Source organism: Algoriphagus sp., from assembly GCF_024305035.1.
Lineage (GTDB): Bacteria > Bacteroidota > Bacteroidia > Cytophagales > Cyclobacteriaceae > Algoriphagus.
In genome coordinates this window covers 1-25,521 of record NZ_JAMWZB010000012.1, presented here as the reverse complement: position 1 = coordinate 25,521, position 25,521 = coordinate 1, and the positions used below count along the sequence as shown (strand labels likewise).

General features: G+C 42.2%; 26 protein-coding genes and 2 tRNA genes. 21 read left to right on the top strand and 7 right to left on the bottom strand.

The features are described 5' to 3' along the window. Nucleotide 1 precedes the first annotated feature (1 nt). Nucleotides 2–343: a carboxymuconolactone decarboxylase family protein gene (locus Q0L00_RS08305; RefSeq protein ID WP_297336413.1), complete on the bottom strand. Its 342-nt coding sequence runs from the start codon at nt 341–343 to the stop codon at nt 2–4. Nucleotides 344–422: 79 nt separating this feature from the next. Between Q0L00_RS08305 and Q0L00_RS08300 the strand changes: the two genes are divergently transcribed. The 7 genes from Q0L00_RS08300 to Q0L00_RS08270 all read left to right on the top strand — a co-directional run bounded on the left by Q0L00_RS08300 (nt 423) and on the right by Q0L00_RS08270 (nt 5,265). After that, nucleotides 423–635 carry a hypothetical protein gene (locus tag Q0L00_RS08300; RefSeq protein ID WP_297336412.1) on the top strand — a complete coding sequence of 71 codons (213 nt, stop codon included), beginning with the start codon at nt 423–425 and terminating at the stop codon, nt 633–635. Nucleotides 636–942: 307 nt separating this feature from the next. Beyond that, nucleotides 943–1,581: a YfiT family bacillithiol transferase gene (locus Q0L00_RS08295; protein ID WP_363318528.1), complete on the top strand. Its 639-nt coding sequence runs from the start codon at nt 943–945 to the stop codon at nt 1,579–1,581. A 12-nt stretch (nt 1,582–1,593) separates the two neighbouring features. Continuing rightward, complete coding sequence (locus tag Q0L00_RS08290; RefSeq protein WP_297336411.1) at nt 1,594–2,352, top strand: SDR family oxidoreductase; 759 nt, start codon at nt 1,594–1,596, stop codon at nt 2,350–2,352. Nucleotide 2,353: 1 nt separating this feature from the next. Then, a complete protein-coding gene (locus Q0L00_RS08285) occupies nt 2,354–3,784 on the top strand; it encodes a pyridoxal-dependent decarboxylase (RefSeq protein ID WP_297336410.1) in 1,431 nt (476 codons plus the stop codon). A gap of 2 nt (nt 3,785–3,786) precedes the next feature. After that, nucleotides 3,787–4,365, top strand: coding sequence for a hypothetical protein (locus tag Q0L00_RS08280; RefSeq protein ID WP_297336409.1), 579 nt, complete (start codon nt 3,787–3,789; stop codon nt 4,363–4,365). Between the two features lie 8 nt (nt 4,366–4,373). Beyond that, on the top strand, nt 4,374–4,823 hold the full coding sequence (locus Q0L00_RS08275) for a PaaI family thioesterase (RefSeq protein ID WP_297336408.1): 450 nt from the start codon (nt 4,374–4,376) through the stop codon (nt 4,821–4,823). Nucleotides 4,824–4,851: 28 nt separating this feature from the next. Next, a complete protein-coding gene (locus Q0L00_RS08270; RefSeq protein ID WP_297336407.1) occupies nt 4,852–5,265 on the top strand; it encodes a hypothetical protein in 414 nt (137 codons plus the stop codon). A gap of 6 nt (nt 5,266–5,271) precedes the next feature. Here the strand turns inward: Q0L00_RS08270 and Q0L00_RS08265 are convergent, their stop codons facing one another. After that, nucleotides 5,272–5,805, bottom strand: coding sequence for an RNA methyltransferase (locus tag Q0L00_RS08265; protein WP_297336406.1), 534 nt, complete (start codon nt 5,803–5,805; stop codon nt 5,272–5,274). A gap of 80 nt (nt 5,806–5,885) precedes the next feature. Here Q0L00_RS08265 and mutS point away from each other — a divergent pair, with 80 nt between their 5' ends. The 5 genes from mutS to Q0L00_RS08240 all read left to right on the top strand — a co-directional run bounded on the left by mutS (nt 5,886) and on the right by Q0L00_RS08240 (nt 10,148). Next, nucleotides 5,886–8,489, top strand: coding sequence for a DNA mismatch repair protein MutS (mutS, locus tag Q0L00_RS08260; protein ID WP_297336405.1), 2,604 nt, complete (start codon nt 5,886–5,888; stop codon nt 8,487–8,489). Between the two features lie 50 nt (nt 8,490–8,539). Next, nucleotides 8,540–9,337, top strand: a complete 798-nt coding sequence (locus tag Q0L00_RS08255; RefSeq protein ID WP_297336404.1) for a helix-turn-helix transcriptional regulator — start codon at nt 8,540–8,542, stop codon at nt 9,335–9,337. A 138-nt stretch (nt 9,338–9,475) separates the two neighbouring features. Further along, nucleotides 9,476–9,551 (top strand) — tRNA-Gly (locus Q0L00_RS08250). Nucleotides 9,552–9,611: 60 nt separating this feature from the next. After that, nucleotides 9,612–9,695: transfer RNA gene (locus Q0L00_RS08245), tRNA-Leu, on the top strand. A gap of 261 nt (nt 9,696–9,956) precedes the next feature. Further along, entirely contained in the window at nt 9,957–10,148 is a 192-nt protein-coding gene (locus Q0L00_RS08240) for a DNA-binding protein (protein WP_297336403.1), read from the top strand. Between the two features lie 71 nt (nt 10,149–10,219). On the opposite strand, the gene Q0L00_RS08235 is transcribed toward Q0L00_RS08240, so the two are convergent. Next, on the bottom strand, nt 10,220–11,323 hold the full coding sequence (locus Q0L00_RS08235; RefSeq protein ID WP_297336402.1) for a Fic family protein: 1,104 nt from the start codon (nt 11,321–11,323) through the stop codon (nt 10,220–10,222). Between the two features lie 126 nt (nt 11,324–11,449). After that, on the bottom strand, nt 11,450–11,728 hold the full coding sequence (locus Q0L00_RS08230; RefSeq protein ID WP_297336401.1) for a hypothetical protein: 279 nt from the start codon (nt 11,726–11,728) through the stop codon (nt 11,450–11,452). 240 nt (nt 11,729–11,968) lie between these two features. On the opposite strand from Q0L00_RS08230, the gene Q0L00_RS08225 reads away from it, so the two are divergent. Together Q0L00_RS08225 and Q0L00_RS08220 are read left to right on the top strand one after the other, a co-directional pair. Beyond that, the gene (locus tag Q0L00_RS08225) at nt 11,969–12,094 is read left to right on the top strand and encodes a hypothetical protein (protein ID WP_297336400.1); all 126 of its coding nucleotides are present in this window, start codon (nt 11,969–11,971) and stop codon (nt 12,092–12,094) included. Nucleotides 12,095–12,479: 385 nt separating this feature from the next. After that, complete coding sequence (locus tag Q0L00_RS08220; protein ID WP_297336399.1) at nt 12,480–13,313, top strand: mechanosensitive ion channel family protein; 834 nt, start codon at nt 12,480–12,482, stop codon at nt 13,311–13,313. A gap of 2 nt (nt 13,314–13,315) precedes the next feature. On the opposite strand, the gene Q0L00_RS08215 is transcribed toward Q0L00_RS08220, so the two are convergent. From Q0L00_RS08215 to Q0L00_RS08205, 3 genes are all read right to left on the bottom strand, one after another. Beyond that, nucleotides 13,316–13,783, bottom strand: coding sequence for a nucleoside triphosphate pyrophosphohydrolase family protein (locus Q0L00_RS08215; RefSeq protein ID WP_297336398.1), 468 nt, complete (start codon nt 13,781–13,783; stop codon nt 13,316–13,318). 81 nt (nt 13,784–13,864) lie between these two features. After that, nucleotides 13,865–14,632, bottom strand: coding sequence for a hypothetical protein (locus Q0L00_RS08210; RefSeq protein ID WP_297336397.1), 768 nt, complete (start codon nt 14,630–14,632; stop codon nt 13,865–13,867). 236 nt (nt 14,633–14,868) lie between these two features. After that, nucleotides 14,869–15,624 carry a superoxide dismutase gene (locus Q0L00_RS08205; RefSeq protein WP_297336396.1) on the bottom strand — a complete coding sequence of 252 codons (756 nt, stop codon included), beginning with the start codon at nt 15,622–15,624 and terminating at the stop codon, nt 14,869–14,871. 183 nt (nt 15,625–15,807) lie between these two features. On the opposite strand from Q0L00_RS08205, the gene dapF reads away from it, so the two are divergent. The 7 genes from dapF (at nt 15,808) to Q0L00_RS08170 (ending at nt 25,371) form a co-directional block, all read left to right on the top strand. Further along, nucleotides 15,808–16,575, top strand: coding sequence for a diaminopimelate epimerase (dapF, locus tag Q0L00_RS08200; RefSeq protein ID WP_297336395.1), 768 nt, complete (start codon nt 15,808–15,810; stop codon nt 16,573–16,575). A gap of 90 nt (nt 16,576–16,665) precedes the next feature. Continuing rightward, complete coding sequence (gene secA, locus Q0L00_RS08195) at nt 16,666–20,052, top strand: preprotein translocase subunit SecA (RefSeq protein ID WP_297336394.1); 3,387 nt, start codon at nt 16,666–16,668, stop codon at nt 20,050–20,052. Between the two features lie 3 nt (nt 20,053–20,055). Further along, nucleotides 20,056–20,598 (top strand): hypothetical protein, encoded by a 543-nt coding sequence (locus Q0L00_RS08190; protein ID WP_297336393.1) that lies wholly within the window; start codon nt 20,056–20,058, stop codon nt 20,596–20,598. Then, on the top strand, nt 20,579–21,769 hold the full coding sequence (locus Q0L00_RS08185) for a M20 family metallopeptidase (protein ID WP_297336392.1): 1,191 nt from the start codon (nt 20,579–20,581) through the stop codon (nt 21,767–21,769). The genes Q0L00_RS08190 and Q0L00_RS08185 overlap by 20 nt, the downstream gene beginning before the upstream one ends. Nucleotides 21,770–21,912: 143 nt before the next feature. Beyond that, nucleotides 21,913–22,686: a S1/P1 nuclease gene (locus Q0L00_RS08180; protein WP_297336391.1), complete on the top strand. Its 774-nt coding sequence runs from the start codon at nt 21,913–21,915 to the stop codon at nt 22,684–22,686. Nucleotides 22,687–22,845: 159 nt separating this feature from the next. Beyond that, nucleotides 22,846–24,708, top strand: coding sequence for a tetratricopeptide repeat-containing sensor histidine kinase (locus Q0L00_RS08175; protein ID WP_297336390.1), 1,863 nt, complete (start codon nt 22,846–22,848; stop codon nt 24,706–24,708). Nucleotides 24,709–24,720: 12 nt separating this feature from the next. Beyond that, nucleotides 24,721–25,371, top strand: coding sequence for a response regulator transcription factor (locus Q0L00_RS08170; RefSeq protein ID WP_297336389.1), 651 nt, complete (start codon nt 24,721–24,723; stop codon nt 25,369–25,371). Nucleotides 25,372–25,521: the final 150 nt, after the last annotated feature.

Here is a 25,521-nt window from a genome sequence, read left to right as displayed (position 1 = left end):
CCTATTGATTTTCAAGCTCTTCCCAGTATTCTGCAGCTCTTCTTAGATGTGGAATGACAATTGATCCTCCGATCAAAGTGGCGATGGAAAATACTTCATAAATTTCTTTGCTAGTCAAACCCACTTCGTAGCATTTGCCTAAGTGATACTTAATGCAATCATCACAGCGCAAAACCATGGAGCAAGCTAAGCCAATCATTTCCTTGCTTTTAACATCCAATTCACCCTCAGCATAAGCGTTGGTGTCTAGGTTGAAAAAACGCTTAATGACCTTATTGTCAGCAGCCATGATTTTTTCATTCATCTTGGTTCTGTAATCGTTGAACTTGGCAATTGAATTCATCAATATAATTGTTTAGGAAATAGTTGGTGCAAATATACTGCTTAAAAACCAGCAGATTGAATAACAGATAATTTAGGCTATGCGTTTACTTTTGCTGAAAGATTTTTTGGATTTAATCTTTCCTGTCGAACGTCGCCTTGGTCAAGCTGCGCTTTTGGATTTTGAGGATTCGCTCTGTACGGTCTGCCATGGAATTTTTCCCGTTACCCGTCATTATTTCCAGCCCAAAGACGATGAGCTTTATTTTAAATCAAACTCAGAAAGTTGCCTGTTGCTCAAGGGTAGAATTTGACCAGACCTGGGAATCGTGTACGGTAATCGTTTTAGTTCATCTCTGCGTAGGCAGGCTTTGGGCAAAAATGAAAACCGGATCTGTTTTATGAAATGAAAAGGAAGCTACTGGCCTGTGATTTTAATTGGACAAATTAGTAAAGGCCCCAACCAAAATCTGAATTTAGCGGTTGACTATATGCTTTGTTTTAATTCAATTATTCCCATTGGATCAATTGATTTCTAGCTCATAAAAATTTGATATTTAGGCTAAGAATTCTATTTGGAAAAAACATATTCTTTGAGTAAATGGGTAAGATTCGACGAAAATGAGGCTTTACACTGGGGGAAATATCCTTTTGGCTTATGGAGCAAAAAACGTAGATTTGATCATCATCGTCGTTGTTAGCGAATCGAATAGAATTATGACAGATATCGAATTTCTAAAATACCCCATCGGAAAATTTAAGCTTCCCACCCATCCCACCGATGAGACGCTCAAGGAAGCCATAGAGACGATTCAGACCCTACCCAATTTACTTGAAGAAGCGGTCATTGCTTTGGACGATTCAAAATTGGATACCCCCTACCGACCCGGAGGATGGACTGTCAGACAGGTAGTTCATCATTTGGCAGACAGTCATATGAATGCCTACATCAGATTTAAACTTGCACTCACAGAAGAAAATCCCCAAATCAAACCGTATAATGAAGCAGCTTGGGCGAGTTTGCCAGATAGTCAGCTTCAAATTCTACCCAGTTTGGAAATCGTGAAATGCACTCATTTTAAATGGACCTTCCTTTTGGAAAATATGAGTGCTAAAGACTTTGATCGGACCTACTATCATCCTGAAAACAATAACTCGCCCACACTTTCTGAAGTTACCCATTTATATAGTTGGCATGGAATTCATCATTTGGCGCATATTCAGCACTTGGCCCTTCGGAACAACTGGTTGACTCAGTAAGCTCATTTTCTTATGCAAATTTCTCTAAAAAATCAGCGGATTTTAGTTACTGGAGCATCACGTGGAATAGGCAGAGCCATCGCCCGACAGCTATCTGATTCTGGAGCTGAGGTGATTATTCACTACAATTCTAACCGCTATGAGGCAGAAACGCTTTTGGGTCAATTAAAAAACCCGGCTTTTATTGAGTCATGTGACCTTGCTTTAGCTCAAGAGGTCGTCGGCTTTATCCCCAAATTGACACAACAATATGGTCCTTTAACGGGATTGGTAAATAATGCTGGAATTTCACCTGCCGCTCCAGATTCGCTTTCCACTTCCGATTGGTTGAAAATTTGGGAAAAAACCATGGCCGTAAATGCCACTGCTGTGGGAATTCTCTGCAAAGAATTTGTTGATCAGGCAAAAACCCATAATCAAGGGAGAATTGTGACGATTTCCTCTCGGGCGGCTTTTCGTGGCGATACGACTGATTATTTGGCTTATGCTGCTTCAAAGGGGGCCTTGGTCAGCTTGACGCGCTCCATCGCCAGGCATTACGGAAAGCAGGGAATCAAAGCCTTTTTGATCGCACCGGGATTCACACGAACAGATATGGCTGAGCAAATATTAGCTGAATACGGAGAAGACTTTGCACTCAATGATATTGCGCTTAATCAATTAACCACACCTGAGGACATAGCCCCAATGGTAGCTTTACTCTGTTCGGGATTGGCCGATCATGCCACGGGTACATCCATTGATATGAATGCGGGCTCCTACGTAAGATAACATGACAAAAGAGGAATTTCGAAAACAAGCCCATCGCTTGGTGGATTGGATGGCCGATTACTTGGAGGAAAAGGAAAATTATCCAGTCACTCCGGGAGTAAAACCCAAGGAAATCTTTAATCACCTTCCAAAATCTGCTCCAGAAAAACCGGAATCCTTCGATCAGATTTTGGAGGATTTTCAAAAAATTATTTTACCGGGAATGACGCATTGGCAACACCCCTCCTTTTTTGCCTATTTCCCAGCCAATAATTCGGAACCATCGATTTTAGCTGAAATGCTCATGTCTACCTTAGGGGCACAGTGCATGTCCTGGCTAACCTCTCCGGCTGCCACTGAGCTTGAGGAGCGCGTCTGTGATTGGCTTCGCGATGCAAAGGGAATCGATTCCTCTTGGAAAGGAGTCATTCATGATACGGCAAGTACAGCAACTTTAAGTGCGATTTTGACCGCTCGTGAGCGGATTACCCAGTTTCAAATCAACGAACAGGGATTTTCAGGAGGACAGGTTTTTCGGGTTTATTCTTCTTCTCATGTCCACTCCTCGATCGACAAGGCGGTGAAAATAGCCGGGATTGGTATTCAAAATTTGGTTCGAATTTCGGTTGACGAAAATTTTGCTATGATTCCCTCCGAACTTGATCGTGCTATTTTAGCTGATCAAGAAGCAGGATTTATTCCCCTCTGTGTCGTTTCTGCCTTGGGCACCACGAGCTCTACTGCGGTAGATCCAATTGAGGAAATCACCCAAATCACTCAAAAATATGGTCTTTGGCATCATATTGATGCTGCATTTGCTGGCACAGCTTTGCTTTTGCCTGAATTTCAGCATCTAATCAAAGGACATCAGCGTGCTGATTCCTACGTATTCAATCCACATAAATGGATGTTTACCAATTTTGATTGTACCGTGTTTTTCATTCGAGAACCCCAGTATCTGGTCAATACTTTTTCCCTAACTCCCGAATACCTTAAAACTCAACTCGATGATCAGGTTAATAATTATCGGGATTGGGGAATTCAACTGGGTCGGAGATTTCGGGCGCTAAAGCTTTGGTTCGTAATTCGGACTTACGGATTGGAAGGAATCCGTGAAAAACTTAGGAATCATTTAGACTTGACACAAAAGGCGAAAAATTGGATAGAAAACGAATTGGGATTGGAAATTTTGGCTCCAGTTAACTTCAATACCATTTGTTTTCGCATGAACTTGGAAAATCATCCTGAGGAAAAGCAAAATCAACTCAATGAAAATTGGATGAATCGTGTTAATTCCACCGGAAAAGTGTTTTTTTCACATACCAAACTCGAGGGTAAATTTGTTATTCGCTGGGTAATCGGTCAAACTGATGTGGAAGAAAAACATATCCAATCGGCCTGGCGTTTGCTTTTAGAGGAACGAGAAAAGCTCCTCAAAGAGCAAAGAACCTAAGTATGGCTGCAAAAGATTCTATTCTTACTCCGGAATTACTTAAAATTTTAAAGATTTTCGGATTGGCGTCTGTGGTATTGGTCTTAATTTTATCTTTTTTCGATACACATCGAGCATCAAATTCGGGTGAAGATTTGACTTTTCGCATCAGCGATTCGGCTCGACTGTTTTTTCTGAACCTCAAGGCTATTAATTATGAGCGGGAAGTACGATCCGACGCCGGAATGACTTTATTTCGGCACGGAGGTTTTCAGGATGAAAGGAAGGAAGCTGACCTGCATTTGATGATTATTCTTAATCCCAACCAAGGAGAAGCTTACCTGTACTTGAAGCCAGTTAAGTTGGATTTTCCTTTTTCCATTCAAAAATCAGGCGAAGATTCTTCGATCCTGACTCTGGTTGATGGAAATAAATTTGATCATCTCCGGCAGGTGGAAGCCTTGAAACCTTGGATTGAAAATGGAGAAGAATTGGAACTAGTTATCAAAAATCAAAAAATACCGCTTTGGCAATCTAAATCCGAAAAAGAGGCACTGAAATCCACTTTAGAGGATTATTTTAGGTTACTTCAGGATGAATAAACAATCAAATGTCAACAAACCAATTAGATTTTTTCAAATCACTACTCGGGAAAACCTTAGATAAAACCCCATCTGCAGCGGGAAATTGGCTAGCAGGAAAATTGGTGGAGATAGAAATTGGAGGTATCAAAGTCGAATACCTTGTTAGGCCGGAAATGTGTAATCCTGCTAAAATCCTTCATGGAGGGGTGGCTTCGCTGATGATGGATGATGTAATTGGCATGGCCAATTTTGTATCGGGATCAGAGTATCTGATGACTAGTATCAATCTTTCGGTTGATTTTTTGTCTTCAGCCCAGATTGGAGACGAATTGGAAGTTTCGGCAAAATTAATACGATCTGGAAGCAACCTAAATCATTGGGAATCCGTAATCACTAAAAAATCTGGGAAAATTGTTGCTAAAGCCAGCAGCAATATGATCAAAACCCACCTGAAGTTAAGTGAATTAGGCTTTTAATCTATTTTAAACAATTTTATTTTATTCTATGAAAAAAGGATTACTTCTCGCTGTTTTAGGTTTGATTTCGTTGGCGGGTTTTGCCCAGACAACTGTTTCATTTCACCAAAGTAATTTGCCCTTTATTGGCGTCAATAGGCAGTTGGGAGAGCGTTGGATTCCCGAACTTCGGGTTGGAACCGATAATTTTGTGGAGAATTTGAGTTTGGAACTGGTAGGAAACTACATGGTCAAGTCTGATGAAGACAAGCAGATCTATTTAGGATTGGGAGCTCGTGTCAATTTACTGGATGGAGTAGTCGTTCCTTTGGGAATCAATTATTATCCCTTTGCCAAAAAAGACTTTGGTTTTCACATGGAAGCTGCTCCAATTATTGGATTCAATGACGGGCTACTCTTCCGAGGTTCTTTTGGGATTCGCTATCGATTTCTCAAGGAATAAATTGGATTAGAATTGCTCAAGTTTGACCATCAAATCCCAGACGGCAATTCCCAGGGAAACAGAGATGTTGAGCGAGTGCTTTGTCCCAAGTTGAGGGATTTCAAGCACTTGGTCGCATTCTTGCAAAACAGCTTGCTCCACCCCAAAAACTTCATTTCCAAAAATTAAAGCAAACTTTTTATTCTTGCTCGGTGTAAAATCATGGAGCATAATGGATTGATCTACTTGCTCCAAAGCACAGAGTTGGTAATTTTCGGATTTGAGTTTTTGAACAGCTTCTATGGTATTTAAGCAATATTCCCAATCAACCGACTCGGTTGCGCCGAGTGCGGTTTTTTGAATATCCCGATGTGGAGGTGTGCCGGTGATCCCGCAAAGGTATATTTTCTCGATCCGAAAGGCATCTGCTGTGCGAAATGCTGAGCCCACATTATTGAGACTTCGGACGTTGTCCAAAACCAATACAATTGGCGATTTTTGTTCTGATTTGAATTCCTCAATTGAGAGCCTTTCAAGCTCGTCCATGCTTAATTTCTTCATCCTTTTTTGATCTACCTTGCTTATGGGTTATTTTCAGACTTTATTCACAGCCCCAAATTTAACAGAAATATATCCGACCTATGAGTAAGTCCAAAGATGGAAAAGAAACTCCACTGATGAAGCAGTACAATGCGATTAAAGCAAAGCATCCTGGAGCTTTACTGCTGTTTCGCGTGGGGGATTTTTATGAGACTTTTGGAGAGGATGCGATCAAAGCTTCAAAGGTGCTAGACATCGTACTCACCAAGCGTGCCAATGGAGCGGCTTCGCATATTGAATTGGCGGGTTTTCCCCATCATTCCTTGGATACTTATTTGCCAAAATTAGTTCGGGCGGGAAATCGGGTGGCCATATGTGACCAACTCGAAGATCCCAAATCAGTGAAAGGAATCGTGAAGCGGGGCGTTACCGAACTGGTTACGCCGGGCTTATCCTACAATGATCAGGTACTGGATACCCGAAAAAACAATTATTTGGCTTCCATTCATTTCGGGAAGGAAAACCATGGGATCGCTTTTTTGGATGTGTCTACTGGGGAATACATGTGCGCCGAGGGAAATGCCTCTTACCTGGAAAAACTGCTGCAGAGTTTTGCGCCAGCCGAACTTATTTTTTCCAAAGCAGCCAAAAAAACTGCTGCAGAACTGATCAAAAATGACTTCAACACCTTTCCCTGTGAGGATTGGGTGTATCAGTTTGATTTTGCTTACGAAAAGTTGAAAAATCATTTCAAAACCGCAAACCTCAAAGGTTTTGGGATTGAGGAGTTGGAATTGGGGATCACCGCTGCAGGAGCCATTTTGCATTATTTAGAGGAAACTGAGCATCGGGAAGTTCAGCATATTTCTGGAATTTCACGAATTGCGGAGGAGAAATACGTTTGGTTGGACAAGTTTACGATTCGAAATCTCGAATTGGTATTTGCTCAGCATGAGGGAGGGGTTCCATTGATTCAGATTTTGGATCAGACGGTTACACCGATGGGATCGCGGATGATGAAAAAGTGGATGGTTTTGCCCCTAAAAGTGAAATCACAAATCGAGGAGCGGCTCCGTGTGGTAGCGTTTTTCTATGAAAATCAAGACTTGATTGAGGAAATAATTGCCCAACTTAGACATATCGGCGATTTGGAGCGACTGATTTCTAAAGTCGTCGTCGGCCGGGCCAATCCTCGGGAAATGAATCAAATTCGTCGGGCATTGAAATCTGTTTTGCCTATCAAAGAATTGCTCAAAAAGCAGGAGAACCCAACGCTAAAACAGCTAGCGGATCAAATAAATCCCTGTGAGCAGCTGCTTGAAAAAATTGAAAAAGAGTTGCAGGAAGATGCTCCGATGCTGGTTCATCAGGGAGGCGTTATCCAAGACGGAGTAGATGCTGAGTTGGATGAATACCGCGGTTTGGCCAATTCGGGAAAAGATTTTTTGGTGCAAATTCAGCAGCGAGAAGTTCAAAAAACCGGGATTTCTTCGCTAAAAATCGCATTTAACAAAGTATTTGGGTACTACCTTGAAGTCACGCATGCGCACAAAGACAAAGTGCCTCAGGATTGGATCAGAAAGCAGACTTTGGTGAATGCAGAGCGATACATTACCCCAGAATTGAAAGATTACGAAGAAAAAATCCTTCATGCCGAGGAACGAATGATTGTATTGGAGCAGAAATTTTTTCAAGAGCTAGTCCTAGAGGCTGCCAAATACGTTACTGAAATTCAGCAAAATGCTCGAATTATTGGAACCTTGGATGTCTTGCTATCTTTTGCCAAAGTCGCCTTGTCTAATAATTACTGCCGCCCGAAAGTCTCCGATACTGAAAGTTTGGAAATCAAGGATGGCAGACATCCAGTGATTGAAAAGCAATTGCCGCCCGGTGAGGAATACATTCCCAACGATATCTACCTGGATCACGATAGTCAGCAGATTATGATTATCACAGGGCCCAATATGGCTGGTAAATCGGCGCTTTTGCGTCAGACTGCACTGATCGTATTGATGGCTCAGATGGGGAGTTTTGTACCAGCCTCATTTGCCCGAGTGGGGATTATTGACAAGGTTTTTACGCGGGTGGGTGCTTCGGATAATCTTTCCCGTGGAGAGTCCACTTTTATGGTGGAAATGACCGAGACGGCAAGTATTCTAAACAATCTTTCCGATCGAAGTTTGGTGCTGATGGATGAGATTGGCCGCGGGACTTCCACATACGATGGAATTTCAATTGCTTGGTCGATTGTGGAGTTTTTACACAATCATCCCACTTTTAAGGCAAAGACACTTTTTGCTACGCATTATCATGAACTGAATCAATTGACGCAGGATTTTCCGCGAATTAAAAATTTCAACGTAGCAGTAAAAGAGGTAGGCAACAAGGTGATTTTTATGCGGAAGCTGAAAGAAGGAGGAAGTGAACATAGTTTTGGTATTCATGTGGCACAGATGGCTGGAATGCCCAATCCGGTGGTGCTCCGAGCCGCAGAAATAATGGCTCACCTTGAAAAAGATAAAGCCATGCAGGAAGGAAAAGAGTCCGTCAAATCTATTCCAAAAAACAATTACCAACTTAGTTTGTTTGAGATGGATCCAAAGTTTACCGAGGCTAAAGAGTTGATCGAGCAAATCGATATCAACGCCATTTCACCGATTGAGGCGCTGTTGAAGCTCCATGAGATCAAAAAGAAACTTGAATGATGAAAATTGGATTTTATCTGTAAATTATCGCCGAATAAGTATAGAATTGAATGGATAAGGTTTTACTGAAGGATCTTCGAAAGCAGGATAAATACACCAAGTTTTTTAGTGACTGGGCAAAACAGGAATTTAAAGCTCATCCCAATGAAAAGAAGTTAATCGATAATCTTGAAGTTCTCAGCCAAAATATTGGAATGAGAGAAGGCTTGCTTATTTGTTGTTTTGATTATCGGAATTTGAGTTTGGCATTTTTTACCGGAGAAGTTGAAAGTCTAACAGGGTATCCGGAGTCTGTTTTTCGAAAAAAGGGAATGGAGGCTGCTTTTACCATGATCCATGAGGAGGATCGCAAGGAGCTTTTCCTTTTTCAAAAAGTGGTTTTTGAAGCTTTTCATCAGCTCAGCCTTTCGGAGCGACATACCTTTGAGTTTTCCTACACTACCCGATGGGTTCATCGTACGACACGAGAAATCATCTGGGTGATGGGTAAGGTTCGTCCCTATTTTATTGATGAGAAAGGAAATTTTGCGATGGATCTTCACATCATTGTGCAGCTGTTGACTCCTCCTAAGGTTAAGGGGTATGACTGGACCTATTCTTATACCAAGGATGAAGGGGGCCGTGTATTGGTTAGTAAGAACTCCCCCGGTAGACGAGAGGTAAAACTCACTAAAAAGGAAAAAGAAGTGGTTAACATGATTCTTGAGGGGCAAGGATCCAAAGAAATCAGCGAGGCTTTAAATATATCGATTAATACAGTTTCCACCCATCGAAAGAATATTTTGAAAAAACTGGGAGCAAGAAGTACCGCTGAAATGGTCAAAATAATAGCGTCCTATGATTTTTAAAGGAGATTGAAAATCAGTGAACTGGAAGAGAAGAATATTTTTTATAAAATTTTCCTCACTGAATCATTGTAAAAATCAAAGAGGACCTTACCTTTGCATCCACAAATGACTCAAAAGAAGATTTGAGTTTTGATATAAGCGAGAGTAGCTCAGTTGGTAGAGCACGACCTTGCCAAGGTCGGGGTCGCGAGTTCGAATCTCGTCTCTCGCTCCAATCAAGCCCTTGCAGAAGGGCTTTGTTGTTTCAAGTAGCTTCGGTTCAAACCGCAGTGAAGCCGGGATGGTGGAATTGGTAGACACGCAAGACTTAAAATCTTGTGTCCGTTTGGACGTGCGGGTTCAAGTCCCGCTCCTGGTACAGCTGATAATCAGCGATTTAGAGCTTCCCTTTCGAGGAAGCTCTTACTTTTAAAATCATGGGTACAACATAGGTACAACAAAGAAATTTTTTCTGACGCCTATAATGAAGCTTGTGCCATTCGTACGGTTTATGAATCTTATTTAATTACCCATCGTGTAAATTTTAGTAAAGATTTCTCTCATAGTTTTCTAGCTAATCACCAGTACCTTGAATGTCATCTGTCTACTTGAGTAGACTTTTTATGCCCTAGGCGAAACGGTGGTCAATCGGATCAAAGAGACGCAAGGCATTCAGGAAGATAACTGGATCAGCACGAATGCGGCGATGCGAAAGCTGGGGATATCCGGTAGAAGCACTTTGCAGAAATGGCGTCTTGAAGGAAGAATACGCTTTACCCAACCTGAGAAGCGGATCATTCTGGACGATAAGGATTCTATTCAAGTGTTCTAAGAAAAAAACTCTGGAAAACCTTCTAGTCTAAACTAAGAACTATATACAGTTGTGTAAATAAGCTTCCCCTCTTAACTTAAACTTCCCAATTCATAGCTAGTGCTTCTTCCACCACCTAGTTGTTTCACAAGTACCCCTTGCTCTTCAAGATTTTGAATATCTCTTAGCGCAGTGTCTGTCGAAACCTTGGTGATTTTAGCCCATTTTGAGGTAGTGAGCTTCCCATCAAATCCATCCAGTAGTTTGTTCATCATCAGCTTCTGACGTTCATTGAGTGATTTGGTATTTAAGAAATTCCAGTAATTCGCCTTATTAAGGACAGAGTTTAGAGTTTCTTCTGCCTGGACTAATGCTCGCCCAAGACAGGATAGGAACCAAAGCAACCATTTAGTGATATCAAGATCTCCTTTTTGAGTTTTTTCCAAAATCTCGTAATACTGTTTTCTTTCTTTTTGGATCTGAGCAGACATGCTGTAAAAGCGTTGCTTACTTTCATCTGATCGTGCTAACTGCAAATCTGTCACGGCTCGTGCTATACGCCCATTTCCATCATCAAACGGGTGAACCGTTACAAACCACAAATGAGCAATAGCCGCTTTTAGTACGGGATCTATATCTACTTCAGAATTGAACCAGCTGAAAAAGGCTTCCATTTCTTGAGCAACGATTTCTGATTGTGGCGCTTCGAAATGCACACGCTCTTTTCCCATGGCACCGGAAACGACTTGCATCGCACCTGTTTCTGGTGTTCGCCATGATCCAACGGTAATTTTATGCATACCGCTTCTTCCTGCTGGAAACATGGCCGCATGCCAACCAAATAAACGTTCATCATTAATTGGACTCTCGTAATGCTGGGTGGCATCCAAGAGCATATCAACGACCCCTTCCACATGGCGATCAGCCGGAATTGATCCACCGATATCCATACCCAGTTTTCGGGCGACAGATGAACGAACCTGATCAACATTGAGGTGTTCGCCCTCGATTTCACTTGTCTTAAGCACGTCTTGGGTAATCGTTTGCAGCATAGCCTCTTCTTGAAGGTCAAAACCTAGGCTGATCATCCGGCCAGTAAGTTTTCCCTGCTTGTGGCGTACAGATGCCAATAAGGAAGCTAGTTTGCTAACATCCCATGTGAACTTCGGCCATTTCTTGTGTTGGTATATATTCATTATTCACCGCATGATTTACGGTAAATATATCAGTTATTCACCGCATCGTCAATATAAATATCGCAAAAAATGCGGTGAATACCGGGAATATTCACCGCATTAATAATGATCTTCGGCCATTCGAACTTAACTTGATCGCTTCCCTTGATCCTCAAATTGGATCTTTTGAATTCCCTCAAGGTACACGGAATCAATGTAGTACGCATAGCGTTGCTGTTGCATCATTTCTATTCTTTGAGGAAAAAACTGAGCGCGATCATATGCACGGTCAACACTGCTTTTTGGTACGTGGGCAAGTTGACGATCTGCCACCTCATGGGAATAGCTAAGTTTTTCTTTCAACAGCCCCAATGCAAGGTAGCGGTTCAAGTCCCGCTGATTATCAGCAATTAAAGGTTTCCTCAAAAAGGAAGCTTTTTTCTTTTCTGTGCCGTTTCTGGTAACCAACTAGATGGTAGAAGTCCACTGTGGGGGTTTGTAATGGCCAACCACTAGCCAAGAGCAAGGACGTCCATCGTGAAGTGGAATCTGAAGGAAGCCGGCAACAAAGCGCTGACCTGAGGGACACGAACTTCTTCAAGCATAGAGGGGATAAGACTGCAAAACAGGTCAAATTCCAAAGTTTACACGGGCATCGGAGTGTAAATGAGACGGGGACATGGAGTGAAGGTGGGTTGCCTTATCACGGGAGACCTGATGGACGAATGGACAGGGAGAAAGAAACACGGAGTAAAGCTTGCCATGCAGATTCAGCATACGCTTGTATTTTAATACCATTAATTTATGACTAATGGCCTATGGCAAAGTTCTAAAATCACAAGGTAACAAACTGATTGCCATATGCCAATGGCCCCTTTCTCAATAGACCGTTTCTCGGCAACCTAGCCTGCTCATTTTTGTGACGGAAATAAATGCACCTCAGCCACTAAAATACACGCTTCTATCGACCTAAGCGCATAAACAGATTCAATGGCAATCGGACTCTAGCCTTTTGATTCTTCTGGGCCAAATCGAGGGTAAAGGAACTAAAGAGTGAAATCTAATGAAGATTTTTACGCAATAAGAAAAGTGAGATCTCTCTGAATTCGCAAATTTCCAGTGGTTTTCGTATGTTAGAATTCTACTAAACATCTTTTCCGTGGAATTTTTGACAAGGATGAATATTGACTGGCTGAGAATTCAGGAGCTACTTAAAATCACTAGTATTGCCATCCTGATCCTATTGGCTTTCTTTTTTATCGCCAATTACTTTCAGAAATTCTTCAAATCCAAACTGGTCAAGCGAATGGATGACCCTCTTTTGGCCAATTTTCTGTCTGTGATTTTTAGACTGATTATTTTGCTGATCGGGTTTATGATTGTCTTCCGTGTTGTCGGATTGACTGGAGTAGTATCGGGTCTTTTGGCAGGTGCGGGAATCACCGCTTTTGTAATCGGCTTTGCCCTAAAAGACATCGGGGAAAATTTTCTGGCAGGAATATTACTCGCCTTTAAGCGGCCTTTTCGAGTGGGCGATATCGTGGATATTAATGGGATTAATGGGAAAGTCATCATGCTCAATCTCCGGGATACGCAAGTCAAAACACCGGACGGCAAAGATGTATTTATTCCCAACGCTTCCATTATCAAAAATCCACTGACCAACTTCACCATTGATGGCTTTCTACGCTATCAATTTACGATAGGACTGGATTATGGGTCCGATTACAGAAAAGCCATGCGTGTCATTCTGGACGAGATAGTTAATATCAAGGGTGTTTTGAAGGAATTCAAAAAGCCCAGCACCTGGGTGGAAAACCTAGGCGAAAGCACACTGAATATTCAGGTAGCATTTTGGGTGGATACCTTTAATCGGGAAATTCCTGATTTGGAAGTAAAAAGCGAAGTCATCATCGGCGTTTTGGAGCGACTTTCAGCAGAGGGCTTTAACCTTCCCTCCAAAATCATCGAACTCAAAAATTACCAGGATAAGCCTTTTCGCCGCGAGTAAATTTATTTTTCCAATATTCCCTTCAAGTCTGCCGGAGAATAATTGACAGACTTGAGGGTTTTGCGGTCACCTTCCCGAAAAACCAAATACAAGTCACCCTCTTTTTCATAAAAACAATCAGTCCCTTTGAGTTTGTAGTGGGCAACTGTTGCTTTAGCTTCTGCTTCGGTGAGGCAAGCCTTGCTCATATTGGAGCGCTGCACTTCATCAAAGAGATCTTTGAACTTTTCGCCTAAGCCAAACTCCAAAATTGCACCGGAAAGCACATATTGCAAATCACAAAGGGCATCCGCAATCTCCACCAGGTCCTTTTCCTTAATTGCCTCTTCGAGTTCCTTGAGCTCTTCTGATAAAAGCGACACGCGGAGATTACAGCGGGTCTCATCCGGAATTTGAGGGCTGGGAAGCACGGGATGTTTAAATGTTTGGTGAAAAAGTGCCACTGAAGTGAGTGATTTTGGATCCTGCATGGTTTATTATTTTTGAACCTTGAAATAAAGAAAAAAGACCGGAAAATCCGGCCTTTTGATCAGGAAAGAAATGAATAGGTTTTAGTTTCTGCTTTTGAGGGTAACTGCCGACTCAATATTGCTCATGATTCGACTGTAGAGGAGTGCATTTCCATCTTCTCCATCCGGACCGATTTCGATTGTACCATCAGCATTCCCATCTCCAGCGAGGGAAAAGTTCACTCCTTCGAATAGTTTTTCCATATCAAACTCTAGCATCATATCGCTTTGTCCTTCTACTACCACTCCATTGCTTGACTCGGCCATGGCTTGGATTGCTTTTTCCGTTTCGGACCAGATGATGGTTTGACTTCCTTCGATTTCTCCTTCGATCCAGAGACTTTTGTTATACTTGGGATCGGAGGAGTCTACTTCAGTATTTTGCTGGAGCAAAAACTCAGCTTCAGTATAATTCCCCTCCGGAGTTTCTCCCTCGGCAATTAAGGCAGCTTGACTATCTCCACTTGCGATTAAGGCCAATGAGTTAGTTTCAGATGCGGAAGTCTGAAGGCTGGAGTTGAGGTTGGTTTTCAGCGAGATGCTTCCTAGGTCAATTCCGGTTTCGATATCTGCTTTTGCTGCGTACCGAAACTCCATTTCTCCGGTGGCTACGGTAAATTCCGAAGAGGAAAATCCATTAACGATTACCCGGGCATTGGCAGATTCAGAGGAACCTCCGCTAGCGGTAGCAAAGACACGGGAATTTGCATTGCCATCGGCTGGCTGTGGATCGGAATCTTCCGAGCAGGAGATCAATACCGTCCCGGCAACTAAGGCCAATAATGTGGGGGTTAAAAGGTGCTTTTTCATAGTAAATAATAAATTGGTTTACCCCAAACGGTCCAATCTGCATGCCAATAGGATATTTTGAAGTTTTCATTTGCCAAAATCCGAATGGTCTGGGAAGGTGAAAGGCAAAAAAAATCGCCTCAATTTCCAAAGAGGCGATTCGTTTTTTAAGTTGATTAATAAGGACTTAGATAATCTTACATTTTTAGGCGATTTAAGGGGACGAAATTTTTTTGATTTTTTTTCCAAAAATCCAATTACATCGATGCAGAGAAACGCTCAGCGACCTTGTTCCAGTTGATAATATTCCAAAAAGCTGAAATGTAATCTGCTCTGCGGTTTTGGTAGTTCAAGTAGTAAGCATGTTCCCAAACGTCTAGCCCGAGAAGCGGGGTTCCTTTGAAATCCGAAATATCCATAAGGGGATTGTCCTGATTTGGAGTGGAGCCGATCATAAGTTTATTGTCTGAACCGACTACCAGCCATGCCCAGCCTGATCCAAAGCGGGTGGCAGCAGCTTTTTCAAATTCCTGAACAAAAGCCTCAAAACTTCCAAAGCTTTCATCAATAGCAGCGGACAAATCTCCCTCAGGTCTTTCTGCTGCATCTGGAGTCATGATTTGCCAAAACAATTCGTGATTGTAATGCCCTCCACCATTGTTACGCATTTTGGTGCTGTACTGGGAAATATTTGCCAAAACGTCTTCTAGTGGCTTATTGGTGTCCACATTTTCTTCTCCGATAGCATCATTGAGGTTTTTGGCATATCCTGCTGCATGCTTGGTAAAGTGGATCTCCATGGTCATCGCATCAATATGCGGCTCCAGTGCGGAGAAATCAAAACTAAGCGGAGTCTGGGTAAAACTAGTAGCCAGTATAGATTGGGCATCGCCTTTTGCATCATTGCTGCAGGCAGATAAGACACCGGTACCGACTAAGCCCATGGCCAGACTGGCTTTGGAACTAGTGGCAAGAAATGAGCGACGGGATATCAATTCATGGGATAGTTTCATAATAAAATAAGGTTTCGTTTGATTTCGATTAGAAATTAAAGCTCAAAATAATCAATCTATTAGTAAATAGGAATTGAAGGCGGACAATACGTCCGAATTTCTGCCAGTTTGGTTAAGTTTGTAGCTTGAGAATGGCTTGGACAAGTTTTTGAACCCAAGAAATTTTAAAACGAAGAAGAAGGAATGAGATTTTATAAATATCAGGGAACTGGAAATGACTTTGTGATGATCGATGATCGGGAGAACCGCTTTGATGATCAGAATTTAGCCTTGGTTTCCCAGCTTTGTGACCGCAAATTTGGGATTGGTGCTGATGGTTTGATACTGATCAGAAACCATACTCAGTTTGATTTTGAGATGATTTATTTCAATGCAGACGGATCGCAGAGTATGTGTGGAAACGGGGCCCGATGTGCCGTGGCTTTTGCAGCCTTTTTGGGGATTATTGGGGAAAAAACGAACTTTCTTGCCATTGATGGCGAACATGAAGCTCGTATTAAAGAAGATTTGGTGGAATTGAAAATGGGAGATGTTTCCGGCGTAGATCAGGTTAATTCAGACTGTTTTGTGAATACCGGTTCGCCCCATCATATCCGTTTTGTTGAGCAGATCGAAAAATACCCTGTGGTGGCTGAAGGAAGAAAAATCAGATACGATCAGCACTATGCACCAGGGGGAACCAATGTCAACTTTATTCAAGCGATGGATTCAGACGAAATTTTTGTTCGAACATACGAGCGAGGGGTAGAGGACGAAACACTTTCCTGTGGTACCGGTGTGACAGCAGCAGCTCTTGCCTTTGCAAAAGATGAGGAAGAAGCAAAGGTGAAAATAAAAACCCTTGGAGGGAATTTATCCGTACGTTTTCGAAAGAAGGCCAATGGGTCTTTCCAAGACATTTGGTTGATAGGTCCTGCCAAGCAAGTATTTGCCGGTCAAATTGACCTTTAAACCCCTAGATAAACGGTGTACTTTCATTAATTATCAATTGTAATAAAAAGGGCTTAATTTTAACCCTGATTTCAGAATCAAAATACAGACATGCTAGATTTTATTGCTAAAGGATTGGCCAAAGTTTTTGGTACTAAATCCGATCGAGATATAAAGGACTTACTTCCCAAAGTAAAAGAAATCAATGAGATTTTTGAGGGGTTTAAATCCCTGAGTGATGATGAGCTGAGGGCGCAGACCGGAGAAATTAAATCCGTAATCAATGCCCATCTCAAGAGTTTTGACGATCAAATTTCATCTTTTCGTGCAGAAATCGAACAACTTCCTTCTGAGGCAATCCACGAAAAGGACCAGCTTTTCACTCAAATCGAAAAAGTAGAAAAAGACCGGGATCAAGCGCTGGAGGAAGTCCTGGAAACAGTCATGCCTAAAGCGTTTGCGGTGGTAAAAGAAACGGCCCGACGATTTAAAGAAAATGGGAAATTGACTGTTTCGGCCACGCTAAAAGACAAAGAAATGGCTGCCGTAAAGCCTCATGTGGATATCGATGGAGAAAGGGCAACGTGGCACAATAAGTGGCTAGCTGCAGGAAACGAAGTGGTTTGGGATATGGTCCACTACGATGTGCAGTTGATCGGTGGGATGGTTTTGCACAAAGGAAAAATCGCCGAGATGGCTACAGGTGAAGGGAAAACCTTGGTGTCTACCCTTCCCGCCTACCTCAATGCACTTGCAGGGCGAGGCGTCCACATCGTTACGGTCAATGATTACTTGGCTAAGCGGGACTCCGAGTGGAATGCACCACTTTTTGAATTCCATGGATTGACTGTGGACTGTATTGATAAATATCAACCCAATTCCCCCGGCAGGAAAAAAGCATATGGGTGTGACATTGTATATGGTACCAACAATGAGTTTGGTTTTGACTATTTGAGAGACAATATGGCCCGTGAATCCGGAGATTTGGTTCAGGGTAAGCATCACTTTGCCATGGTCGATGAGGTCGATTCGGTATTGATTGATGATGCGCGGACACCTTTAATTATTTCAGGTCCGGTTCCCAAAGGAGATGTTCACGAGTTTGATCAGATGAAGCCGCGAGTTTCTACTTTAGTGGAAGAGCAGCGTAAATTAGTTCAGGGATTTTTATCTACTGCCAAGAAGCAAATTGCGGAAGGAAATGAAAAAGAGGGAGGCTTGGCACTTTTCAGAGCCTATCGGGGCATGCCCAAATACAAGCCCTTGATCAAGTATCTTTCCGAACCTGGTATCCGGGTGATCCTTCAAAAAACGGAGAACTTTTACTTACAGGATAACAAGCGAAACATGCCTGAGGCAGACGAACCACTATTGTTTACGATTGAAGAAAAAAGCAATGTGGTCGATCTAACTGATCGGGGAATCGAAACGATGACGACCAAAAACGAGGATCCGAGCTTTTTTATCATGCCCGATATCGGTGTGGAAATTGCAGAACTCGAAAAGAATGAGACACTTGACGAGAAAGAAAAATTGGTGCGCAAAGAAGAAGTCATTAAAGATTACGGCGTCAAAGCTCAGCGAATTCATACGGTCAATCAGTTACTCAAAGCCTATTGTATGTTTGAGCGGGATACGGAATATATAATTGTCGATGGAAAAGTTAAAATTGTCGATGAGCAAACTGGCCGTGTGATGGAAGGACGTCGCTATTCGGATGGTTTGCATCAGGCGATCGAAGCGAAAGAAAATGTGAAGGTCGAAGATGCGACACAGACCTATGCGACGATTACGCTACAGAATTATTTTCGGATGTATCACAAGCTTGCCGGCATGACCGGTACTGCAGAAACCGAAGCCGGCGAATTCTGGGAAATTTACAAGCTAGATGTGGTGGTGATCCCAACGAATAGACCGATTCAACGTGACGATAGAGAAGATAAAGTTTATAAAACCGTCCGGGAAAAGTTCAATGCAGTAGTGGATGAAATCAATGAATTGGTCGCTGCTGGAAGGCCTGTGCTGGTGGGTACTACCTCGGTGGAAATATCCGAGGTGCTCAGCCGAATGCTGACCTTGAAAAAAATTCCGCATCAGGTATTGAATGCAAAACAACACGCTCGGGAAGCCGATGTTGTTGCAGAAGCAGGAAAGCCGGGTACGGTGACTATTGCGACGAACATGGCCGGTCGGGGTACCGATATCAAGCTGACTCCTGAGTCCAAACAGGCTGGAGGATTGGCAATCATTGGTACTGAAAGACATGAATCCCGACGGGTTGACCGTCAGCTGAGAGGTCGTGCCGGTAGACAAGGGGACGTGGGTTCGTCTCAGTTTTTTGTTTCGCTTGAGGATAGTTTAATGCGACTTTTTGGCTCAGACCGAATCGCCAAACTAATGGACCGAATGGGCTTGGAAGAGGGAGAAGTAATTCAGCACTCCATGATTACCAAATCCATTGAACGGGCGCAGCGAAAAGTGGAAGAAAACAACTTTGGCACCCGTAAGCGATTGCTGGAATATGATGATGTGATGAACTCCCAGCGGGAGGTAGTTTACAAGCGTCGAAGGAATGCCTTGAAAGGTGAACGATTAGAGCTGGACATTCTCAATATTATGTACGATGTCTGCGAAAGCATCGTGGATATGGGTAAATCCACCGAGGACATTGAAAATATCAGAATGAATATTTTCACTTCGCTCGGCTTGGATTATCAGATTTCAGCTGATGATTTAAAGAGCAAAGAGAGCCAAAAATTAACAGAGGAACTTTATGCGGAGGCTTTTAAATCCTATAAGGCCAAAAATGAAAAAATCACGCAGACTGCCATTCCTATATTACAACGGGTACACGCCGAACGTGGAGCTACAGTTAAGGATATCATGGTGCCGATTTCTGATGGAATTAAGCAGATAGGTGTGGTTGTGAATCTAGAGAAAATGCTCGAAACTGAGGGGAAAGAATTGATTCGATCTCTTGAAAAAAGTGTCACGCTCGCCATTATTGATCAAAACTGGAAAGAGCATCTCCGGGACATGGATGATTTGAAGCAGTCCGTCCAAAATGCTGTTTATGAGCAAAAAGATCCGCTATTGATTTATAAGTTTGAGGCCTTTGAGATGTTTAAGCGCTTTATTGGCAAGCTGAATGAGGATATGATTTCCTTCTTGAGTCGAGCTGATTTGCCCAAACAGGATCCCAATCAAGTCAGTGCTGCCCAAGCCCCAAGGCCCCAATCAGAGCCAAAGGTTCAAGCTTCAAAAGCTGAGGTTTCCAGTTCTTTAAACCCAGGAGCTAATCGAGCTGCGGCGGCTGCAGCCTCTGCAGGAAGAGCCGCACAACAAGCAGTTGTGGCCCCACGAAAATCTGAGAAAACCTACGGACGAAATGACAAAGTTTCCGTTCAATACACCAACGGGACAGTCAAAAACGATGTGAAGTACAAAAGTATTGAGCAGGACGTCCAAGATGGGAAATGTGTAATCATTGAAAATTAAATCATGAGGGTACTTTGGATAAGTTTACTTGTCATTTTCATTGGAGCTTGCAAAAGCTCCGGTCCGGCTGTGGATAAATCGGCAGCTTATGATAATTATAGCGAAAACCTGAGTACTTTCTTGCCTAATTATCCCAGTTATAAGGAGCGAATCAGCCAATCGGATAATTTAGAGGAAGAGGTTTCGCCTACCTCCATTGATGATCAGCTCAGCCAGCTGGCAAAGCAGGAATACGACAAAAGAAAATCGGACCCCTACTTCAATGGATATAAAGTATTGGTTTATTCTGGTTTGGATCGGAAGCAAGCGTTTGATACCATGGATAATTTGGAAGAGCTTTTTCCAGAAATCAAGGCCGATATTCAATACCAACAACCGCGTTACTTAGTCAAAATTGGTCGGTATGCTTACAAGGTGGAGGCCTTAAAATATTTTAATTTAGTAAAAGAAGAATTTCCCACGGCCCGGATCATTCAAGATCGAATATTGAGAAAAGAATTTTCTGTGCCAAGCCAAGAAGAGATCGATGTTGAAGGAGAAAATTAAAGGCTTAGCCAAAGAATTAAAATCTGAAGTTATTTCAAATCGTAGGCATCTGCATGCCAACCCAGAGCTTTCCTACCAAGAATTTGAAACAGCAGAATTTGTTAGGCAAAAGTTAGCTGAGATAGGAGTCAGCCAGGTGGAGCAAAAAGCAACCACGGGATGGACAGCGTTGATCGAAGGTAAAAACCCAACTAAACGAATCATCGCCCTCCGGGCAGATATGGATGCTTTACCCATCATTGAGGCAAACGAAGTTTCCTACAAATCCAAAAAAAATGGAGTGATGCATGCCTGTGGACATGATGCCCATACAGCGTCACTTCTAGGTGCTGCCAAAATTTTACATTCAGTCAAAGATCAATTTGAAGGAACGATCAAGCTTATTTTTCAACCTGGAGAGGAAGTCGCACCAGGTGGAGCTTCCTATATGATCAAAGATGGTGCTTTGGAAAATCCTAGACCAAGTGGAATCATCGGACAGCATGTGATGCCTTTTATTCCTGCTGGAAAAGTGGGCTTTAGACAGGGTATCTATATGGCAAGTGCAGATGAACTGTACATCACAGTCAAAGGAAAAGGAGGTCATGGCGCTATGCCAGAGACCTTGATTGATCCAGTATTGATATCGTCTCATTTGATCGTCGCTTTGCAGCAGGTGGTTAGTCGAGCAGCCAATCCCAAAGTGCCTTCTGTATTATCTTTTGGGCGAGTAGAAGCTTTGGGAGCGACTAATGTGATTCCAAATGAAGTAAAAATTCAAGGTACGTTCAGAACTTTAAATGAAGATTGGAGGGCTCAGGCTCATCAAAAAATGCTTCAAATAGCAAAAGGCCTGGTAGAAGGAATGGGCGGAGAGGTGGATTTTGAAATTCGAAAAGGCTATCCTTTTCTTCAAAATGATCCCGAATTGACCGCTCGAGCGACGCTCGCTGCCAAAGAATACCTTGGGGAAGAAAATGTTTTGGATTTGGATATTTGGATGGCAGCAGAGGATTTTGCCTATTATTCTCAGGAAATTGATGGATGTTTTTATCGTCTCGGTACCCGAAATGAAGAAAAGGGAATCGTTTCCAGTGTCCATACTCCAACTTTCGATATCGATGAGGATGCCTTGGAAATCGGTGCTGGATTGATGGCCTGGTTGGCAGTATCTGAGCTGGAGAAAGCATAATAATTTCCTAATCTCCCTTTAAAAATTCTCACCTATTTTCGTATCCAAATTAACTCATGAAATACCCATGTCGAATAGTCGACACACAGGAGAATGATTATCCAGGGTATTTCATGTGACCGTTAAAAGACAATTATAAACACATGAAAAAATTTAAATTTCTTGCCTCGGCTTTTTTCCTCACCATGATTGTAACCCAATCCTTTGCTTGGGGACAATTGGGCCATTACCTTATCGGACTGATGGCAGAACGCCAAATGAAAAAATCTACTTTGAAGAAAGTAGAAAAAGTAATCCAACCGATGTCTCTGGGCAGAAGTGGGACTTGGATGGATGAAGTTCGCTCCGATCGTGCCTACGATTATGCCACCACATGGCATTACCTTACAAGTAAAGATGGCGAATATGACCCTGCGCATCAGGAAGAAGAAGGCGATGCTTATGAGGCTATTTTGCGATTGAAAGCGGAATTAAAAGCAGGAGGTTTGTCTGCGGTGGAGGAAGCAGAAAAACTTAAGATGCTCATTCATATGGTGGAAGATATTCATCAGCCGCTGCATGTGGGAACGGGAGAAGATCGTGGAGGAAATGATGTAAAAATTGAATTTTTTGGAAACCCGACCAACCTTCATGCCCTTTGGGATAGTGGAATGATTGGAAGACAGGGAATGAGTTATTCAGAACTAGCTGACGAACTTTACCGTCGGGTTACTCCCGAACTACAAAAAGAATACCGGGCAGCGTCTATGCAGGATTGGTTAAAAGAAGCGGTCAGTTTACGTCCCATTGTTTATGATTTGCCAGAAAACAGAAGGTTGAGTTACGAATACATGTACAACAACTATAAAGTAGCCGAGGAGCGGATGATTGCAGCGAGTGTTCGACTTGCTCAGATTTTAGAAGAGATTTACGGGTAATTTTCCGAATAAAATTTTAAAATTGAGCTCTTGATTGCTAATCAAGGGCTCTTTTCCATTTATAGGTAGAATTGGAAAGTTTTTTGGGATATGCCCTAGGTTTCTAAATTTTGGATGAAAGAATTTTATATTTTTAATCTGATTTCATCAAGAGTCAATATGAAACGCTGCTTCTATTCAGTTTTTTTTCTCCTTATTTTATCAGTGCAAGCCTTTTCTCAAGACTTGATTCAAGAGCTGGGAAGGATGTATTCCAATTTGGACTCAGGAGAATTTTATTTGACCGAAGCCAAGCAAAAGTTATACTCCCCTACAGATTCTGGGGTTTATCGCTTTTATGTTGCAGAGTACCAAAATCTAAAAGATCACACTCAGGAATCCCGACGCTTGTTTTTGGAAGCTCTACCCTACTATACCGATGAAATACCCTCTCTTCGGTCGGTCACTTACATTCGATTGACTCGAATGGATCAGTCAAGTGGACTTTTTGACCAAGCGCTAAATTTTGCTCAACAAGGATTGGATTTTGCTCGATCCATTTCTGATACGGCAAAGATGGCCTTCCACTTGACCGATATTTCAGTGATTCATCATGACATGGAGAACTTTGAGCTTGGTGTAGAATATGGAAAGAAGGCGCTGGAATTATTAAATGCCAGCCAAAATCCTGATCCTTACTATCAATCCATAGCCTTGAATGCCATTGGAATCAATTTTGACGATTGGAGCAAACTGGATAGCGCGCTAAAGTACCATTTTCAGGTATTGGATTTGATGAGCGAATTGGACAGTACTCGTGTCTTTTTTGTTTGGAACAATATCGGAAATACACTGCTCAAACAAAAAAAGTATCCAGAGGCGGAGAAATGGTTGCAGATCGCCAAAAGGATTAATCAAAAAAACCGGCAAAATTCCTATGGATTGGCAGCGAATTATACCAATCTAGCCACTATCGCCTATAATCAGAATCAGTGGGAAAAAGCTAGGCTTATGCTCGATAGTGCCCAATATTTTGTAGAAAAAAGTGAATCCACCGAGAAAAAGCGAGATTACCTCTATGAGGAATACCGCTTTCGAAAAGCAAAGGGAGAGTTATCCTCTGCCATGGATTACCTGGAGCAATATGCTGCTTTAAAGGACACGATTTTTAAAGCTGAGCGTATCAAAACCATTGGGGAGTTGGAAGCAATTTATGAGGTGGAGCAAAAAGAGCGGCAATTAGCAGAGTCGAGAGCGAGGTTGGCCGAAAATGAACTAGTCGTCGAAAGCCGAAATAATCAACTTTTACTTTTGCTGCTTTTCCTTTTGATTTCTTTGGGACTTGGCTTTTTCATTTATTACCGCCAAAAAAATAAAACGCGGCATCTAGAGCAAGAGGCAAAGTTGCAAACCATTTTTGCCGAGCAGCAGACCCAGCGAAAACTTCAAGAACAGCGGAGTAGGATTTCCTCTGACCTGCATGATAATATCGGCGCGCAGTTGACTTTTATTGTTTCTACCTTAAAAAATCTCAAGTACACGGATCTTTCAAAAGAGAAAATTGCAGAAAAGCTGGATCAAATCTCCGAATTTACGGTAGAGACGGTAAACGAACTGAGGGATACCATCTGGGCGATGAATAAGGAGACGATTAATTTGGAAGATTTGCAAATGAGAATTTATGGATTGATTGAGAAAGCAAATTCAGCCTGCCCCGCCACTAAATTTGCGCTTGAAGTCGATCCAAAAGTAGAATTGCAAGAGCTGTCACTGAACTCAATGGAGGGAATAAATTACTTTAGAATTATTCAAGAAGCAGTAAATAATGCGATCAAACATTCCGCCGCCAAGGAAATAAAAATTCTAATCACTTGTGAAGGACAAAAGCTATTAGTCCAAATTAAAGATGACGGAAGGGGAATTTCTGAGCAAAAGTCATTGGGAAATGGTCTTGGAAATATGAAAATCCGAGCAGAGCGGATCGGAAGAAATTTACAAATTTTGAGTACGCCGGATCGTGGCACTGAAATCAGTATCATTTAAACCTAAAAAAGCATGTCGATTAAAATCGCAATAGCGGAAGACAACTCATTTTTGCTCAAAGCGATAGTAGAGAAACTCGCGATTTATCCGGATTTGGAAGTAAAATTTTATGCTTTAAATGGGCAGGACTTTTTGGAAAAACTTCAGGCAGATCCCAATATCCACTTGATCTTGATGGACATTGAAATGCCTAAAATGAATGGGATTGAAACAGTCGCTGAAGTCACTAAAAAGTATCCTCAAATCAAGACGATCATGCTTACGGTGTTTGACAACGACGAACATATTTTCAGGGCTATCCAGGCCGGAGCAAATGGCTACTTTCTCAAAGAGGTCAGCCCACCTGAGCTGTATCAAGGCATTTTGGATACACTTGACGGTGGAGCGGCAATGACTCCGTCGATTGCACTGAAGACACTCAAGCTCCTGCGTAATCCACCTCGCTTCGAAGAGCCAAAAGAGGAAATCAAATTAACCAAAAGAGAAATCGAAATATTAGAGCAAACCTCGAAAGGCCTCACCTATCAACAAATCTCCGAAAACCTCTTTATTTCTCCCAAAACTGTCCGCAAGCATACCGAGAATATTTACCAAAAACTCCAAGTCCACAACAAACTCGAAGCGGTGCAGAAAGCTGTTAAAAATCGGATTATTGAAGGCTGATAGCGGGGTTTTTTGAAGAACATCAATTTTTTATATGTGTATCCGTTTGACTGCACGTAGCCAAATAAAGACAATTTGTGTCAATAACTTGTAGAATAGTTAAAGATAGGTTTTCTTTCTGGAAAATACTCAAAATCATGAATCTAATCG

What these genes read in the sequence shown, in the direction of transcription:
- Q0L00_RS08305 (WP_297336413.1), bottom strand. Translation starts at nt 343, where the DNA reads ATGAATTCAATTGCCAAGTTCAACGATTACAGAACCAAGATGAATGAA.
- Q0L00_RS08300 (WP_297336412.1), top strand. Translation starts at nt 423, where the DNA reads ATGCGTTTACTTTTGCTGAAAGATTTTTTGGATTTAATCTTTCCTGTC.
- Q0L00_RS08295 (WP_363318528.1), top strand. Translation starts at nt 943, where the DNA reads ATGAGGCTTTACACTGGGGGAAATATCCTTTTGGCTTATGGAGCAAAA.
- Q0L00_RS08290 (WP_297336411.1), top strand. Translation starts at nt 1,594, where the DNA reads ATGCAAATTTCTCTAAAAAATCAGCGGATTTTAGTTACTGGAGCATCA.
- Q0L00_RS08285 (WP_297336410.1), top strand. Translation starts at nt 2,354, where the DNA reads ATGACAAAAGAGGAATTTCGAAAACAAGCCCATCGCTTGGTGGATTGG.
- Q0L00_RS08280 (WP_297336409.1), top strand. Translation starts at nt 3,787, where the DNA reads ATGGCTGCAAAAGATTCTATTCTTACTCCGGAATTACTTAAAATTTTA.
- Q0L00_RS08275 (WP_297336408.1), top strand. Translation starts at nt 4,374, where the DNA reads ATGTCAACAAACCAATTAGATTTTTTCAAATCACTACTCGGGAAAACC.
- Q0L00_RS08270 (WP_297336407.1), top strand. Translation starts at nt 4,852, where the DNA reads ATGAAAAAAGGATTACTTCTCGCTGTTTTAGGTTTGATTTCGTTGGCG.
- Q0L00_RS08265 (WP_297336406.1), bottom strand. Translation starts at nt 5,805, where the DNA reads ATGAAGAAATTAAGCATGGACGAGCTTGAAAGGCTCTCAATTGAGGAA.
- mutS (WP_297336405.1), top strand. Translation starts at nt 5,886, where the DNA reads ATGAGTAAGTCCAAAGATGGAAAAGAAACTCCACTGATGAAGCAGTAC.
- Q0L00_RS08255 (WP_297336404.1), top strand. Translation starts at nt 8,540, where the DNA reads ATGGATAAGGTTTTACTGAAGGATCTTCGAAAGCAGGATAAATACACC.
- Q0L00_RS08235 (WP_297336402.1), bottom strand. Translation starts at nt 11,323, where the DNA reads ATGAATATATACCAACACAAGAAATGGCCGAAGTTCACATGGGATGTT.
- Q0L00_RS08225 (WP_297336400.1), top strand. Translation starts at nt 11,969, where the DNA reads ATGAGACGGGGACATGGAGTGAAGGTGGGTTGCCTTATCACGGGAGAC.
- Q0L00_RS08220 (WP_297336399.1), top strand. Translation starts at nt 12,480, where the DNA reads ATGAATATTGACTGGCTGAGAATTCAGGAGCTACTTAAAATCACTAGT.
- Q0L00_RS08215 (WP_297336398.1), bottom strand. Translation starts at nt 13,783, where the DNA reads ATGCAGGATCCAAAATCACTCACTTCAGTGGCACTTTTTCACCAAACA.
- Q0L00_RS08210 (WP_297336397.1), bottom strand. Translation starts at nt 14,632, where the DNA reads ATGAAAAAGCACCTTTTAACCCCCACATTATTGGCCTTAGTTGCCGGG.
- Q0L00_RS08205 (WP_297336396.1), bottom strand. Translation starts at nt 15,624, where the DNA reads ATGAAACTATCCCATGAATTGATATCCCGTCGCTCATTTCTTGCCACT.
- dapF (WP_297336395.1), top strand. Translation starts at nt 15,808, where the DNA reads ATGAGATTTTATAAATATCAGGGAACTGGAAATGACTTTGTGATGATC.
- secA (WP_297336394.1), top strand. Translation starts at nt 16,666, where the DNA reads ATGCTAGATTTTATTGCTAAAGGATTGGCCAAAGTTTTTGGTACTAAA.
- Q0L00_RS08190 (WP_297336393.1), top strand. Translation starts at nt 20,056, where the DNA reads ATGAGGGTACTTTGGATAAGTTTACTTGTCATTTTCATTGGAGCTTGC.
- Q0L00_RS08185 (WP_297336392.1), top strand. Translation starts at nt 20,579, where the DNA reads ATGTTGAAGGAGAAAATTAAAGGCTTAGCCAAAGAATTAAAATCTGAA.
- Q0L00_RS08180 (WP_297336391.1), top strand. Translation starts at nt 21,913, where the DNA reads ATGAAAAAATTTAAATTTCTTGCCTCGGCTTTTTTCCTCACCATGATT.
- Q0L00_RS08175 (WP_297336390.1), top strand. Translation starts at nt 22,846, where the DNA reads ATGAAACGCTGCTTCTATTCAGTTTTTTTTCTCCTTATTTTATCAGTG.
- Q0L00_RS08170 (WP_297336389.1), top strand. Translation starts at nt 24,721, where the DNA reads ATGTCGATTAAAATCGCAATAGCGGAAGACAACTCATTTTTGCTCAAA.